The 13,946-nt window shown below is 58.3% G+C and carries 10 protein-coding genes; 5 read left to right on the forward strand and 5 right to left on the reverse strand.

Annotated elements, in window-relative coordinates:
* The coding region (locus tag H8A92_RS03835) for an IS5 family transposase (protein WP_229194537.1) at window positions 1–1,070 on the forward strand (1,070 nt) is incomplete at its 5' end.
* 263 nt (window positions 1,071–1,333) lie between these two features.
* Here H8A92_RS03835 and H8A92_RS03840 read toward each other — a convergent pair.
* The 3 genes from H8A92_RS03840 to H8A92_RS03850 form a co-directional block, all read right to left on the reverse strand.
* On the reverse strand, window positions 1,334–1,720 hold the full coding sequence (locus H8A92_RS03840) for a response regulator transcription factor (protein WP_229194538.1): 387 nt from the start codon (window positions 1,718–1,720) through the stop codon (window positions 1,334–1,336).
* A 93-nt stretch (window positions 1,721–1,813) separates the two neighbouring features.
* A complete protein-coding gene (locus H8A92_RS03845; protein ID WP_229194539.1) occupies window positions 1,814–2,485 on the reverse strand; it encodes a response regulator transcription factor in 672 nt (223 codons plus the stop codon).
* Complete coding sequence (locus tag H8A92_RS03850; protein WP_229194540.1) at window positions 2,482–5,154, reverse strand: PAS domain S-box protein; 2,673 nt, start codon at window positions 5,152–5,154, stop codon at window positions 2,482–2,484. The genes H8A92_RS03845 and H8A92_RS03850 overlap by 4 nt, the downstream gene beginning before the upstream one ends.
* A 706-nt stretch (window positions 5,155–5,860) precedes the next feature.
* Between H8A92_RS03850 and H8A92_RS03855 the strand changes: the two genes are divergently transcribed.
* On the forward strand, window positions 5,861–6,019 hold the full coding sequence (locus H8A92_RS03855; protein WP_229194541.1) for a hypothetical protein: 159 nt from the start codon (window positions 5,861–5,863) through the stop codon (window positions 6,017–6,019).
* Between the two features lie 207 nt (window positions 6,020–6,226).
* Here the strand turns inward: H8A92_RS03855 and dctA are convergent, their stop codons facing one another.
* A complete protein-coding gene (dctA, locus tag H8A92_RS03860) occupies window positions 6,227–7,531 on the reverse strand; it encodes a C4-dicarboxylate transporter DctA (protein ID WP_229194542.1) in 1,305 nt (434 codons plus the stop codon).
* A 771-nt stretch (window positions 7,532–8,302) separates the two neighbouring features.
* Window positions 8,303–8,560 (reverse strand): hypothetical protein, encoded by a 258-nt coding sequence (locus H8A92_RS03865; protein WP_229194543.1) that lies wholly within the window; start codon window positions 8,558–8,560, stop codon window positions 8,303–8,305.
* Window positions 8,561–9,401: 841 nt separating this feature from the next.
* Between H8A92_RS03865 and H8A92_RS03870 the strand changes: the two genes are divergently transcribed.
* The 3 genes from H8A92_RS03870 to H8A92_RS03880 all read left to right on the forward strand — a co-directional run bounded on the left by H8A92_RS03870 (window position 9,402) and on the right by H8A92_RS03880 (window position 13,945).
* The gene (locus H8A92_RS03870) at window positions 9,402–10,082 is read left to right on the forward strand and encodes a molybdate ABC transporter permease subunit (protein ID WP_229194544.1); all 681 of its coding nucleotides are present in this window, start codon (window positions 9,402–9,404) and stop codon (window positions 10,080–10,082) included.
* 958 nt (window positions 10,083–11,040) lie between these two features.
* Window positions 11,041–12,132, forward strand: a complete 1,092-nt coding sequence (locus H8A92_RS03875) for a hydrogenase small subunit (protein WP_229194545.1) — start codon at window positions 11,041–11,043, stop codon at window positions 12,130–12,132.
* Window positions 12,133–12,154: 22 nt separating this feature from the next.
* Window positions 12,155–13,945 carry a nickel-dependent hydrogenase large subunit gene (locus H8A92_RS03880; RefSeq protein ID WP_229194654.1) on the forward strand — a complete coding sequence of 597 codons (1,791 nt, stop codon included), beginning with the start codon at window positions 12,155–12,157 and terminating at the stop codon, window positions 13,943–13,945.
* Window position 13,946 lies beyond the last annotated feature (1 nt).

Genomic DNA, 13,946 nt, shown 5'->3' on the forward strand with positions numbered 1-13,946 from the left:
AATACTTCTGCGGCGAGCTGAGCTTCCGCCACCGTCTGCCGTTCGATCGATCGTCGATGACGCGCTGGCGGCAGCGGCTCGGCGAGGAGCAGCTCGTTGCGCTAATCCAGGAAAGTCTGTCGGTGGCGCACATGACAGACGCCCTCGGCCCGAAGGACCTGGAGCGGGTGGTGGTCGATACCACGGTGCAGCCCAAGGCGGTTGCGCATCCGACCGACGCGCGGCTCCTGCATCGAGCAATTATCAAGCTGGTCGGGCTCGCCAAGCGCAACCGTGTGCCGCTACGCCAGAGCTATCTGCGCCTGGCCAAGCGCGCCGCCATCATGACCGGCCGCTATACCCACGCCCACCAGTTCAAACGCGCCCGGCGGCAGCTCAAGTTCCTGCGGACACGGCTTGGCCGGATCATCCGCGACATCCGCCGCAAGATTGATGGCGATACGGTGCTGGAAGCTCGCTTCGGCCCGTTGCTCAGTTTAGCGCAGCAGGTGCGCAGCCAGGATCAGCATCAGCGCGGTCCGAAGGTCTATGCGTTACATGCTCCGGAGGTTGAGTGCATCGGCAAGGGTAAAGCCCGCGCGCCCTACGAGTTCGGCTGCAAGGTCAGCATCGCCACCCCTGTGACGTCTCCGAAGGGCGGCCAGTTCGTGCTCCATGCCAAGGCGCTGCATGGCAATCCCTTCGATGGGCACACGCTCGGTCCCGTAATCGCCGACATGGAGAAGCTCACCGGGGTGGAGGCTCGCGGTATCCACGTCGACAAAGGATATCGCGGTCACAACCACCCGCATCGGTTCAGGGTCTGGATCTCGGGTCAGGTCCGCCGCGTCACAGCTTCCATCCGTCGCGAGATGAAGCGTCGCGCGGCTGTCGAGCCCGTCATCGGCCACGTCAAGGCCGAGCACCGCATGGACAGAAATTATCTCAAGGGACGCCTCGGCGACCGCATCAACGCTGTTCTCGCCGCTGCCGGCTATAACTTCGGCCTGCTGCTGCGATGGCTCGCAGAGCTCTTGCGTGTCATCATCCGAGCCTTCTTCGAGACCGTCCCGGCTCGAAACACCGCTTAAGCCGGGCGCTGGCGCCAGTTCTTCACAAACGACCAAAAAGAAGGGACGAGCGGAGCCTAGAAGTGCCAAGCACCCCAACCCTTGGTGGCAACGTCGTGCTGAGTGGCCTGACGCCTGGGCAGCTCACGGGCCAAAAAGGCAATGCGACATCGACTGGCGCTGGGCCGCCTGATTTCGCAGAGTCCGCTTCCATAAGATCGTACCGAGCTTGCGACCGGATCTCGACATTCGGGGCTGAAATGACTTGCTGCCGGCTGATCGTTTCAAGTGCATCCTCCGTTGCGGTTTTCCTTCAGTGCGGCATCGAGGTGCTCGATCAGTGCATGTCCGGCGAAGGGCTTGGCCAAGAAGCCAACCGCTCCTGCGCTTAGAGCTGAGGCGCGCACGCGGTCGTTCGGGAAGGCAGTAATGAAAATGAACGGCACCCCGTGACCGCGAGTCCGCATTTCCGCCAGCAGATCCAAGCCGCTCATAACCGGCATCTGCACGTCCGTAATTACGCAGGAGGTCTCCTTCAACCGCGGCGATCTCAAAAATTCCTCCGCCGATGTAAATGTTTGAACGATGTAGCCGCGCGATTTCAATAGGTTCTCCGTCGCCGCGCGGACAGATGCATCGTCGTCTACGACGGAAATCAAAGGCGTGGACAAGACGATCCCTCCTGGCGCGGGACTAACGGCTGCCGAGGCATTAGCCACCCTGGGTGAAAAGTGGGCTCGAGGGACGAAATTGTAAAATCATACTTAGGTTTGTTCAGGACGATTGGCGCCGATCCCCAGAGTCTCAGCCATTCTGATCAGATCGGCCAGCGAGCGGGCACGCATCTTTCTCATTACGTGTCCCCGGTAGATCTTGACCGTAATCTCGGCGAGCCCAAGCTCAGCGGCTACCTGCTTGTTCATCAGGCCGGAAGCGACCAGCTTCATCACCGCCTGTTCGCGCGGGCTTAGGGTCTCAAATAGGGACTGCAGGTTCGCGACGGTTTGCTGGGCCTCCCGTCTTTTGCGGTCGCGCTCGGTCGCGGCAATCACCGCGTCAAGCAATTCCTGATCGCGAAATGGTTTGGTAAGAAAATCGACCGCGCCTCCTTTCATCGCCCTGACGCTCATGGGAATGTCGCCATGGCCGGTAATGAAAATGATCGGAGTATGTATGTTCAACTTCGCCAGCTCGGTTTGGAACTCCAAGCCGCTCAAGCCAGGGAGCCGAACATCAAGAACCAGACAACTAACAACATCCGGAAGTGTGCTCTGCAGCATTTCGCGGGCCGATCCAAATGCAACGACGTCCAACCCTACCGATTGAAAAAGGTTGGTGAGCGATCGACGCATGGAGATGTCGTCCTCGACGACGAAGACGATCGCCTTTGTCGAAGCCTCGAGATTGATGCTTGGCGATTCAAAGCGTCGCGTCATAAGGCGATCTCCTCATGCAACGGTAGGGCAAACTGGAATGTCACGCCCGGCTCCTGCTTGCGCACCACTGACAGCCGTCCTCCGTGAGCCTCAACGATTGACCGGCAGATCGAAAGACCCATTCCAAGGCCGCTGGATTTCGTGGTGAAGAAAGGCTCTAGCACGCGGTCCGCATCATTCTCGGCGATCCCGACGCCCCAGTCTGTCACGGCCACTTGTACATGCCCCATATCGTCCATAGACGACTGAATCAGCAACTCACGCTTCCGGTCCCTAATTGCGTCCATGGCTTCGATCCCGTTCATCACCAGATTGATGATCACTTGCTGCAGCTGAATCCGGTCACCCAGAATAGTTGGCAGCGCTGCCGTCAGCTCGGTTCTTAACGCCACCTGGTGGCTCACCAGCTCTCGGGTCACCAGCGCAATGACGTCTCTAACAACCTCATTGATATCGAGCGGCACCATCTCGATCGCGCCTTTCTTAGCAAGAGCGCGCACGCGACGGATCACTTCGCTTGCCCGTATTGCATCTTCGATGATCCACTCAACCGAAGAGCGCGCCGCCGATAGATCAGGAGTTTCGCGGCCCATCCAGCCGAGGCACGCGTCGGCGTTGCTGATGATTGCGGCGAGTGGCTGGTTAATTTCATGGGCAATGGAGGTTGTCAGCTCTCCTAACGTCGTCACACGTGTGACATGCGCAAGTTCCGCCTGTGCCTTCCGCAACTGTTGTTCGGCTTGATCTGCGCGAATGATAGCGGTGATGTCGGTGCTGACGCCGCGGTAACCAAGGAACTTGCCGTTCGTATCAAAAAAGGGCTTGCCGCTCGTCCGAACGTAGATCGGACATCCGGTCCGGTTGACAGTACGGTAGACGAGATCTCGGAACGGCAGATGCGCCTCCAGTGTGGCCCGGTGCTCCTGCCACTTCTCAGGTTCTTCTTCGACATCGCACGCAATGTCCCAGCGGAGCAGGCCCATCAATCCTGTCGCCAGGATTCCCGCCGTGCTGGTGTGCTCGGACAAGCGGGTAACCTGGTGGTCCGGCCCGGTCTCCCAGAGCCAATCGGACGCCGTCTCGGCGTAATCGCGAAAGCGCTGCTCGCTTTCGCGCAGCGCAGCGAGTGTGTTTTCCAGGCGCTCTCTGGCGGCGTATTGCTCGGTCACATCCATATGCGTTCCGATCAGTTCGCTCACGCGACCATCGTTGCCGAGCACGATATGCGCAACGGCGTGTATGCGCCTTATCCCGCCGTCTTTTAAAAGGATTCGAAAATGATATTCGAAGCGATCTTGCTTGAGCTCGATAGCCTGCCGCTGCACCTCCTGGAGCCCGGGGAGGTCGTCTGGATGAATGCGCGAGCGAATGGTCTCTATTGATACAGTCTCTTGCGGATCAAACTCAAACAGACGATCGACCTCGGCGGAGCGATACACAAAATCGAGCCCGTGAACATCCCAAGACCAGCTGCCAGTGTGACTGAGATGCTGGGCTTCGGCGAGATAAGCCTCGCTGCGGCGCAGCTTCTGCTCTGCTTGCCGTTCCGCGGTAACGTCCGTCGCTGCTCCCACAAACTCAATATCACCGCTTGCGGTTCTCGTGGCTCGTGCAAGCGCATGGATGTGCTTCACGGAGCCGTCCGGCAGCAGCAATCGGTATTCATGTTCGAAGTCCTTCGGATCTCGCATCGCCCGATCAATGACCTCTTGAACCGAAGCCCTATCATCTGGATGGGTGCGCTCGACGACGAGGTGCGGCGACGGAACGGTCTGCGGGTCCAACTCAAATATTCGAAATGTCTCCTTTGACCAGAAGACCTCGCCGGTGAGGACGTTCCAGCCGAAGCTGCCCGTATTGCTCAGCTCCTGCGCCTGGGCCAAATGTGCTTCGCTCCGCTGCAGGGCAAACTCGGTCCGCTTCCGTTCCGTGATATCTTCGCAGGATATCAGAACAATGGGCCGATCATCAGCCCAGAGCATGGCTTTGGCATTTTCACGTACCCACAGCACCGATCCATCGTTCCTGACTTTCCGGGCCTCCCAGGTCCGCGATTGACCGATATCTTCAAGGCAGGCGCGAATGCATTCGCGAGCTAACTCGCGATCCTCCTCCAGAAAGACTCCCAGGATGGAATGGCCGATCAGTTCGGAACGCGCGTAGCCAAGCTGTGCCGCGCCGAACGTGTTGGTATTGAGGACGGTACCGGCTTCGTCGACCATGACGTACATGGCCGGATTGTGTTCAAAGATTGCTTGCCAGCGTTTCTCGCGGTCCTCCAAATCGGCCGCGCTGATCCGGAGTTTGGCTGCGGCGTCACGCGCGGCTTGGCTTTCTTGGCGGACTTTTCCGATTAGGTGCGTTCCGATTATCGAGACAATGAAGAACGCGACGACCACCGGAAGATCTTGTGGGTCATCGATCCGCAGACTGAACGCTGGCGGCGCAAAGTAGTAAGCCAGAGCTAGGATGGCCACGACACAAAGCGCGGATGACGCGATGAGGCTGCCCATCAACGAAAACAGCAATACGACTAACAAATAGGCGAATGCCGTCGCGGCGAACTGCGCGTGAAGGTACAAGCAAGCCAGCGTCACCACGGCCAACGTTATGCTGCCGAAGGTAAACTGAGGGGCTGAAACTTTCAAACTGCTGATCTGGCTACGCATTTTTTTATCGTCCGGCCTTTTCTCCGGCGGGAGAGCTATAACATTTTAGGCAAAAATGAGGCAGTCCTTTCCGTGCCGACGTTTGTGCGCGGTTCCGAGATTGATTGCCTTCCGTTAAACTCAGCACGCGCCGAAGGAAGACGCATTACAAACGTACGTATAGTTGTCCTAAACCTTTCAATATTGCGAGCTGACTTCTGTACATCGAGGCTGGGTTGTCTGCTTTCCTCCGCCGACGCTGACCTCGGGGCAGGCGTCCGAAACTGCGGCCGAGGACCGACGCCGCGACCCAACGGCACCGACGACGAGGACAAGGAACCAGTTCAGCCAGGACGGCGCGGACGAAAAGCAGGCTTCCTCGTCGGACCCGGTAAAGGGCAGGTGCAAGCTGCGGGATCACGCATCTCGCGATCGATTATGCGGAAGGGAGCGCAATGCAATGTGCTGAGCTAGCAAGGCGAAGTTATGCAACTGCTGTCTATGCCTCGGGCCAGGTCCGCCCAGGCTTGGTGCCGACGAGCCGTCAGCCGAAATCCAGAGCGGGCATATGAGGGCCGAGCCGACACTTGCTTCTGCGATCTGTCTCGTCCCAGTCAAGGTGCCAATCTAAGTCCACGCTGATCACATCCATCGCGATCTGATACACACCGTGTACGGAGTTGCTCGGAAGACGCTACCGCCTCGTCGGCCGGTCGAGGCAAGTGTGTTGACCACCCAATGGGCATTTGTCGGCAGGCCGACACGTTGGTCCGTCACGCTGAATACGGTATTTGGCAGTCTTACCGTCTGGCTCGGCAATGTTGCACAGGCGCTCGGCTGGCCGAAGTCTGACCTCGAAAGCCCACGCTTGAAAATGACTTTCTAGAACTGCAGCTTTTTATCGCGTGCGGTAACCCGTCACAGGCGATCGCCGAGGGCGTGATGCGGAGCAAGAGCTGCGTTCCGGGGATGCCGTGGCAGAAAGCTCCGATTCGCAGATCAGGCACAGCGCCGACTTGAACTACAAGGACCGTAAATGCGGTTGCGCTTGGAGTCGACGCGTCTTGCAATGACGGCGGCCAAAATCCGGGGCCTACCTCCCTGTGTCGACAGTGGTGGGCCGGTCGAGCCGAGCGAGCAACGTCGCGTGCTCTAGCTCGCCTTCCCACCAGGATACGAACACGGCTGCAATGCCATTGCCAGTGATGTTGGTAAGGGCGCGTACCTCGCTCATGAACTTGTCGATCGAGAACACGATTGCCATACCCGGTACCAGCGCTGGGTTGACGACCGACAATGTTGCTGCGAGCGTGATGAAGCCCGCACCGGTGACGCCGCTTGCTCCCTTGGAGGTCAGCATTGCCACGAGCAAGATCGTAAGCTGTTGGCCAAAGGTCAGATCGACTCCGAGCGCTTGGGCGATGAACAATGTGGCAAGCGTCATATAAATGTTGGTGCCATCGAGGTTGAAGGAGTACCCAGTTGGGACAACCAGGCCGACCACGGGCTTGGAGCAGCCGAGCCGCTCAAGCTTCTCCATCAATTGCGGCAGCGCGCTTTCCGAGGACGAAGTTCCGAGCACGATCAAAAGCTCGTCCTTGATATAGACAATGAACTTGAAAATCGAAAAGCCGACGATGCGTGCGATAACGCCGAGCACCACCACCACAAAAAGCGCAGCCGTCACGTAAAATAGCGCGATCAGACCGATCAGATTGCCGAGCGCCGCCGGCCCGAACTTGCCAATCGTGAAGGCCATGGCGCCGAAGGCTCCGATCGGGGCCGCTTTCATAATGATGCCGATTACGCCGAACACCGCGTTCGCGACGTCGTCAATCATGCCGCGCAGCCGCTCCCCGCGTTCTCCTAGCGCCATCAGAGAAAAACCGAACAGGATCGCGAATAGAAGTACCTGCAAAACATCGCCGCGAGCGAACGCGCCGACCACGGTATCGGGAATGATGTTGAGGATGAAATCGACGCTCTTGGACGCTTCCGCTTGCTTGACGTAATTGGCAACCGCTGCCGTGTCCGGCTTGAGTGCAAGGCCACGACCGATTTGGATCAGATTACCCATAATAAGGCCCAATAGCAGCGCAAAGCTGGAGGCGATCTCGAAATAGACCAATGCTTTGACGCCGACGCGACCGACTTTCTTTGCATCCTGGATGTGCGCGATGCCGGATGCGACGGTGCAGAAGATGATCGGCGCGATCACCATCTTGATGAGTTTGATGAATCCGTCGCCGAGCGCCTTGACCCAGTCGTTGGTCGCGACAGCTGGCCACAGCCAACCGACCAAGGCACCAACCACGATGGCGATCAACACCTGAACGTAGAGGATCTTATACCAAGTCTGCGACGCGCGTGCGGGCGCTACGGTTGCCATGGTGGTCATGACGCTTCCTTCCCGAATATACTCGAATGCAAGTCGCCGCGTCGTTGAGAGGCGGCAGCCTCATGCGAGCTCGTTGTTTTAGCCGTGTCCGATTGAAGACGATCCGAGAGGCGGCGCGTCATCCCAAAGGCAGGCGTTCAGTTACGTTATCTTTTTTCGCTAAGCAAGATATGCACCAGATGTCCGATCTGCGGCGAATCAAGTGTCCGCGGATAAACCGTCTCTCCTTGGCTCGGTCCAGACCGCGGTTGCAAGCTCGAACATGACGTTGCAGCATAATGCGTATCTTTGGTTGGCTGTGCGTAGCGCGAACTCGTCTCGACCTAGAAGCCTGGCGTGGTCGGTATGCGCCGACTCATGAGATTGATGCAACACTGCGAGAGATTGGTAAAATCGATAGTTTCGATCGCAGGTATTCACACGATGGAAGTCTGGCACATCGAAGATCTAGAACGCGATTGCCTCCAATTCTGTGATGGAGGCGCCACTTTTTCGCTAGCGGCAAGGCGTGTCCGTTCGCGGGGCATTTGTCTCCAGGTGAAGTGACCGCACAGTTCAGCAGAAAGGCTGACATCTGGGCCTGTGCTCACAAGAGTCCGCAGAGGTCGTCCAAGAAGAAGGGATCTTACGGCCCTTGATGTCCTGCCGTATGTCGCCGAGTCCAGCGGCAACGTGGCCCCTCAAGACGGGCTACCGTCGTCGCCGCCGGAGCGCGGTTGGCCAGAATGGAACGCCGCACATGCTCTATCGCTCCCCGCATGTGGGCGCGCACTACGAAGCCAAATCGTGGTTTGATGAGAATCTCCGAGCACGGCCCATGCGGCGCAGACGAATGGGCGCGCTGATTCCGTCGTTTTTTATCGGATTGTCCAAGCCACGCGATGCTTGCGCCTTCACGACATCCATGCGCATGGGGAAGGGGCTGGCACGATCGTAAATCGTGCAAAGGCCCGCTTCGGCAACTTGGGGCGCGGCGAGTGTGGCGTTCGCGCCGACGACATCGTCAAGACGGACGGTGATCTTGACCACCGTGACGTCTTCTTCGGCGAGCCGCAGAAACGCGCGAAATGAAAAGATTCGCCCGGGGCACTACCACGGTCGACATCCGGGCGCTCTGTAGGTTCGCTGCAAACCATTCCGGCAGGTCCCGGTCCCAGCACAACTCTGCTGTCACCAGCACAACTTTGCATGTCACAAGGTTGTTCGCCCGCGGATTATGGTGCGCACATGATTGCCGGATGAAGGCGTCTCCGCTTGATGGTCTTTTCCGGCGCGTCAGTTGCGATGTCCTTGCAACCAGCCGCGTCCATTGTCGTAAATGGAAATGCAGCGGGTTGTGCTCGCGCTCAGCCGCGCTCGCGTTTGCTCGAACTCTAAACGGCCGGGGCAATTTTCGAAACAGAATCCACTTAAGGATCTCGTCGAGCGATCATCAAGCGCCGAAAGATCCAATAACAAACCTGAAGGCATCAAACTTCGCCAACAATTGTGCCCGCGCTGTCTGCTCGGGAACAAAGATGCCGCAAACCTGACAAGCGCAGGATCAACTTCACAGTGAACTCGTCGTCTGTGCGTATTTTCTCACGTTGAGCCTAGGATTCACCACATTGCTCAAGCGGCACAGGGATTGCTGGATGATGAGCGAGGAGCTGCCGCCGTCAAGATCGGTCGAAGCGGCCTCGTAACAGGAGTCTCCTATGAAGCTTGCGACGCTGCTCTTGGTTACGAGAACGACGGACGTCAAGGTGGTGGCCGCCAAGAAGTTCCGCACGACTAGGAGGTGCCGCGCGCCACATGCCTCGGCGCGCCGGGCGTGCAGGCGATCACTGCCCCGAGACGGTGACCGTCTCTCGGTGGGAGGCTGACGGCGATGGATGCGTTTTTGGCAGAGATCTGGCAATCGGTTGCGCTTACGGTGGAGCTCGCCAGCGTGACGACCATGATCCTCCTGGTGATTGGCGCGCCGCTCGCGTGGTGGTTAGCGCGTTCAAAGACTGCTCTGCGCGAGGCCGTGGCTGCGATCATCACGCTGCTGCTGGTGCTGCCGCCGACGGCACTCGGTTTCTGCGTCCTCGTGCTGCTCGGCCCCAGCGGCCCGGGCGGCCTTCTCGCTGCTTTCTGGGGTGAGCGCTCGCTCGCCTTTACCTTCGCAGGAATCGTAATCGGATCGGTGCTCTCGGCGTTGCCTTTGGTGGTGCAGCCAATCCGCAACGCCTTTGTTGCGATGGACGACCTTCCTTTGGAAGCTGCGGCGCGGGTTTCTCCATTGTATGCCTTTATTACAATCGGTTTGCCGCTGGCGCGATTGGAGTTTGTCAAGGCCGCTGTGATTGGTTTTGCTCATACGATCGGCACATTCGGCGTGGTGATGATGATCGGCGGCAATATTCCCGGCCGCACTAAGGTGTTGTCAGCCTACGTCATAGACTACGTTCAAGCATCGCGCTGGCGTGAGGCGAGTGTGGTTGCGGGCGGTATGGTGATGTTCGCATTTGCGGTCATCGTCACTTTAGCTCTCCTCGACAGACGCTGTGCCAGGAGAAGCACATGAGCGCAGGCACGCCAAGCCGGATGGGGAGGGGCGTTCCGCTTGCCGAACCAGACATGCCAGAGCTGGAGCAGCGCAAGGCACACTAACTAATGGCAAGGATAGAATGAACAAGCTTGCTATGGCCGCTGCGGTTGCTGGAATCAGCGTCAATTCAGCGCATTCAGCGCCTCTGGCCGAGGTCGTTGCCGATGACATCGGAGTTTCTCAGACGCCTTGCTAAGCTAGATGAGTTCTTCGATCGTGAGATCGAAAACAAACGAGTGCCGGGCGCGGTGGTTGCAAGGACGAACGCGACGCCTCCGCACCGCGAAGAAATGTCGGAGGCGCGTGCGGTGTCGTGATACGCCAAGAGGACCGCCGCCTGCCATCGATTGGCTCGCGCGATGCGCTCCTAGATGATAGCTCAGAACATCCAGCCCCTTGCACCAGATCCCGCGGTAATGCCGTGCGGCAGCCACTTGTGTGACAGATCGGATCGATCCGCCCTTTCAGATCAGAGCATGTGCGCTGCACGGCTCGGTATCGCCTTCTGCTCGGCCGTGGGCTGCCACTTTGGCGTGTTTCCGCAGTCGGACTATGACGCGGATCGAACCAATTGGCCCGTAGAGAGGAAGTCTGATTGAGACGGACGGCTGGCGCGGTGCTCGTCACCTGCACCACTCCTTCAAAAAGGGCACGCGCGCGTGTGTTCCGATCGTGCAAAAGCGAGCGTAGTCGCCAGGATTGTCAAATCATTGTGGTGCTCTGTTCAAGTTCTCACATCGACGTTCAAAGGCCGACATCACCGGCACGACAGGGCTCGACGGCGCGCGCCTGGCGTTTGCTGGTCGGCCCGCCGATTGGGCAAGAGTCGAAAGGCTGGCTTGGCACCCAGTCAAGCGTTGCGCTCCGATGGCCTGTTTCTTGCTGCTGGGTCAGCAGTTGATTACCGCCGACGACGACTCACATGGAAGGGTTCATGAGTGGGGCAACGGAGACGCTTTACAATGTCATCAGACGGCAGGGCATAACGCGTCGTAGTTTCCACAAATTCTGCAGTTTGACGGCCGCAAGCTTGGGACTTGGTCCGCTTGCCGCAAGCACCATTGCTGACGCCTTGGAGACCAAGCCGCGCGTACCCGTGATCTGGCTGCACGGGCTCGAGTGCACCTGCTGCTCGGAAAGCTTCATCCGCTCGGCCCATCCGCTGATCAAAGACACGCTGCTCTCGATGATTTCGCTCGACTATGACGATACGATCATGGCAGCGGCAGGAGAGCAGGCTGAAGCTATCCTGGAGGAAGCCCGCGCCGAGTATAAAGGCAGGTATGTGCTTGCGGTCGAAGGTAATCCGCCGCTGAAGCAGGCGGGTATGTTCTGCATCGACGGCGGCAAGCCGTTCGTTGAAAAGCTCAGGTCGATGGCTGAAGATTCGATGGCGATCATCGCTTGGGGTACGTGTGCGTCCTGGGGATGCGTCCAGGCGGCCCAGCCCAATCCTACTGGCGCTGCGCCGATCGATCAAGTGATCAAGAACAAGCCGGTCATCAAGGTGCCCGGGTGTCCGCCTATCGCAGAGGTCATGAGCGGCTTGGTGACTTTCATCACGACGTTCGGAAAGCTTCCGGAGCTCGATCGCCAAGGGCGCCCCAAGATGTTTTATTCCGAGCGCATTCACGACAAATGCTATCGACGTTCCCATTTCGATGCCGGGCAATTCGTCGAAGAGTGGGACGATGAGTGCGCACGCAAGGGCTATTGCCTCTACAAGATGGGCTGCAAGGGACCAACCACCTACAATGCCTGTTCGGCCCTTCGGTGGAACGGCGGTGTTTCATTTCCGATTCAATCCGGCCATGGCTGCCTGAGTTGCTCCGAAGACGGCTTTTGGGACAAGGGTTCATTTTACGACCGACTCACGACTATCCAGCAGTTCGGCATTGAGAAGAACGCCGATCAGATTGGTATGGCTGCTGCCGGGGTGGTTGGGCTGAGCGTCGCCGCCCATGCGGCGGTCACCGCCGTGAAGCGGTTGACCAAAAAGCCAGATCGCTCAGCTCCACCCAAATAAACGGAATGAGAAGAGGGTGATGGTGGCCGGACAGATACCAAATGGGTTCGATCTTGATCGCTCTGGCAAGCGAATTGTCATCGATCCGTTCACGCGCATCGAAGGCCACCTGCGTGTCGAAACCAATGTCGATTCCGACAACGTGATCCGCAATGCGGTTTCGAGCGGGACGATGTGGCGTGGCATCGAAGTCATCCTGCGCGGGCGTGATCCACGCGACGCATGGGCGTTTACTGAGCGGATTTGCGGTGTCTGCACCGGCACCCATGCGTTGACCTCCGTGCGCGCGGTCGAGAATGCGTTAGGAATCACGATTCCGGAGAACGCTAATTCGATCCGAAACATCATGCAGCTGTGCTTGCTGGTGCATGATCATCTCGTGCATTTCTACCATCTTCACGCGCTCGATTGGGTCGACGTGGAATCCGCGCTCAAGGCCACCCCCAAGTCGACCTCTGCGCTGGCGCAGTCCATCTCGCCGTGGCCATTGTCGTCCCCTGGCTATTTCAAGGATTTGCAGATCAGGCTGACTAAATTCTTTGGATCAGGGCAACTAGGTCCCTTCAAGAACGGCTATTGGGGGCATCCGGCCTACAAGCTGCCAGCGGAGGCGAACCTGGTGGCCCTGGCACATTATCTGGAAGCGCTCGACTTCCAGAAGGAGATCGTCAAAATCCAGGCCGTCTATGGCGGCAAGAATCCCCATCCGAACTGGCTGGTCGGCGGCGTGCCCTGCGCGATCAACATCGACGGAACTGGCGCGGTCGGTGCGATCAACATAGAACGCCTCAATCTCGTATCCTCGATCATCGACCGTTCGATCGAGTTTGTCGAGCAGGTCTATCTGCCCGACGTCGCAATGATCGGCTCGATCTATAAGGAGTGGCTCCATGGCGGAGGACTTTCAAGCAAAAGCGTAATGTCCTATGGCGATATCCTCGAAAACGCCAACGACTGTTCTGCGAACAATCTCAAGCTGCCGCGCGGCGTGATCCTTGACGGCAACCTCGCGGAGATATTGCCGATCGACCATAGTGATCCCGAGCAGATCCAGGAGTTCGTCACGCATTCGTGGTATAAATACCCGCACGATTGCTGTGGACTGCATCCATGGGATGGCATCACCGAACCGAATTTCGAGCTCGGGCCAAGAGCCAAGGGCAGTAAGACTGATATTAAGGAACTCGACGAAGGGGGCAAGTATTCGTGGATCAAAGCGCCGCGCTGGCGCGGCCACGCCGTCGAGGTCGGGCCTTTGGCGCGATACATCATCGGTTATGCGCAGGGCAAAGCCGAGTTCAAGGAGCCCGCCGACAGACTGCTCAAGGAACTGAATCTTCCCCTGACGGCGATCTTCTCGACGCTTGGCCGTACCGCGGCGCGGGCACTCGAATGTCAGTGGGCGGCGCATCAGCTGCGTTATTTCCAGGATAAGTTGGTCGCCCACATTAAGGCAGGCAATACGGCAACTGCCAATGTCACAAGATGGAAGCCGGAAAGCTGGCCCAAGGAGACCATGGGCTACGGTTTCGCTGAGGCGCCGCGTGGTGCGCTTGGACACTGGATCAAGATTAAGGACACAAAGATCGACAACTATCAATGCGTCGTGCCAACGACATGGAACGGATCTCCTCGCGATCCCAAGGGCAATATTGGCGCCTTTGAAGCCTCGCTGATCGGCACCCCGTTGGCCGATCCGCTGCGACCCCTGGAGATCTTGCGTACGATCCATTCCTTTGATCCCTGCCTGGCGTGCTCGACCCATGTGATGAGTCTTGACGGCCAAGAAATGGCTTCAGTCAGTGTTCGTTAGG

Source organism: Bradyrhizobium acaciae, assembly GCF_020889785.1.
Lineage (GTDB): Bacteria > Pseudomonadota > Alphaproteobacteria > Rhizobiales > Xanthobacteraceae > Bradyrhizobium > Bradyrhizobium acaciae.

What these genes read in the sequence shown, in the direction of transcription:
- H8A92_RS03870 (WP_229194544.1), top strand. Translation starts at nt 9,402, where the DNA reads ATGGATGCGTTTTTGGCAGAGATCTGGCAATCGGTTGCGCTTACGGTG.
- dctA (WP_229194542.1), bottom strand. Translation starts at nt 7,531, where the DNA reads ATGACCACCATGGCAACCGTAGCGCCCGCACGCGCGTCGCAGACTTGG.
- H8A92_RS03845 (WP_229194539.1), bottom strand. Translation starts at nt 2,485, where the DNA reads ATGACGCGACGCTTTGAATCGCCAAGCATCAATCTCGAGGCTTCGACA.
- H8A92_RS03875 (WP_229194545.1), top strand. Translation starts at nt 11,041, where the DNA reads ATGAGTGGGGCAACGGAGACGCTTTACAATGTCATCAGACGGCAGGGC.
- H8A92_RS03850 (WP_229194540.1), bottom strand. Translation starts at nt 5,154, where the DNA reads ATGCGTAGCCAGATCAGCAGTTTGAAAGTTTCAGCCCCTCAGTTTACC.